This window comes from Actinomycetota bacterium, from assembly GCA_005774595.1.
Classification (GTDB): Bacteria; Actinomycetota; Coriobacteriia; order Anaerosomatales; family D1FN1-002; genus D1FN1-002.
This window is the reverse complement of the sequence record VAUM01000437.1, coordinates 1-1,326: the sequence shown is the minus strand read 5'-3', so window position 1 is coordinate 1,326 and position 1,326 is coordinate 1. Positions and strand designations below refer to the sequence as shown.

The 1,326-nt window shown below is 72.2% G+C and carries 2 protein-coding genes; both read right to left on the bottom strand.

The features are described from left to right. On the bottom strand, positions 1-417 hold a 417-nt coding region (locus tag FDZ70_10790), incomplete at its 3' end, for a hypothetical protein (protein TLM65832.1). 14 nt (positions 418-431) lie between these two features. Further along, positions 432-1,326: DNA topoisomerase (locus FDZ70_10785; protein TLM65831.1), on the bottom strand; the 895-nt coding region annotated here is incomplete at its 5' end.

The following is a 1,326-nucleotide window of genomic DNA, read 5'->3' as shown; positions in this document are numbered from 1 at the left end:
GGGGACGGGGTACGGGACGTCGGCGACGATCGCGCGGTCGCCCGCCCCCGCCTCTGCCAGCACCTCGCCGAGCAGCACGATCGCGCTGCCGCCCACCTCGGACGGCTCGATGACGGCCACGAGCCCGGCGACCGACTCGGACAGCCCGATGGCGTACTCGATGACGGCTTCGGACTGCAGCTCGGACTCGGCGTCCGGGACGAGCACGAGCGTCCTGGCGCCCGACGGGATGCGGACCGGGTCGAAGCACGCGTCCCCGTAGAGCCGGACCGCACCCTCGCAGACGCCGACCTCGCCCGTCGGCGTGAAGACGACATCGGCGCCGGCTGCGTGCGACTCGGCGATCAGGTGATGGAAGGCGGCGTGGCCGCTCGCGGAGACCTCGGACTGGGCGGGCTGGATGACGGCGACGCGCATGAAGGCCCCCTCGCCTAGCGGGACCGCCGCGTCCCCTTCGCCCGCGGCGTGCGGGCCCTCGACGATCCTGACGTAGACTTCTTCCCCGCCTCGCGCGAGGGGCAATCCGGCGACACGCACATCCGCCACGGACCGCGGCGCGTCGTCACCACGATCACAGGCGCGCCGCACGTCTCGCACGGCTCGGCGGTCGTCTCGATGTCACCGTGGGTGATGAGCGGGTACGAGGTCTTGCACTCCTCGTACTCGCTGCAGCGGGCGAAGCGCTTCAGCGTCTTGGCGGACCGCTGCGCGATGATGCGCCCCTCGCGGCCGGCAGCGGAGCACGCCGGGCACGCGCCGATGTCGATGGTCGGCTCGTGGTTCGTCGGGCACGCGGGGTCGAGGCAGCGCACGACGGGCTTCGAGCGGAACTGCGTGATCGACACGCGGGGCGTCCCGCATTCGGCGCACAGCTCGCCTGCGGGCTCGACCTTGCCCTGCGGCAGCGGGTAGGTCACGTCGCAATCGGGCCACCCGGCGCATCCGACGAACTGGCCTCTGACCTTCGCCGAGCTCTTCACGAGCAGGTCGTGGCCGGACTTGGGGCAGACGCCGACCTTCGCGTCCTCGTGGCCGGCCTCGGCGAGGATCGCCGCGATCTCGTCGATGTTGGCGATGAGCGCCGTCATCACGTCGGCGAGCAGGGCGCGCGAGTGCCCCACGACCGCGGCCCGGGTGCTCGACCCTCCGGCGATCGCGTCCATCTCGTCCTCGAGCTCGTGCGTCATCCCGGGCGTGGTGATGCGCTCGGCGTACTTGCCGAGCGCCTCCACGACCCCCCGGCCGAGGCAGGTCGGCTGGGCCGGGTCGTTCTCGATGTAGCGCACCTCGTAGAGCCGCTCGATGATGGAGTGGCGGGTCGCCTTC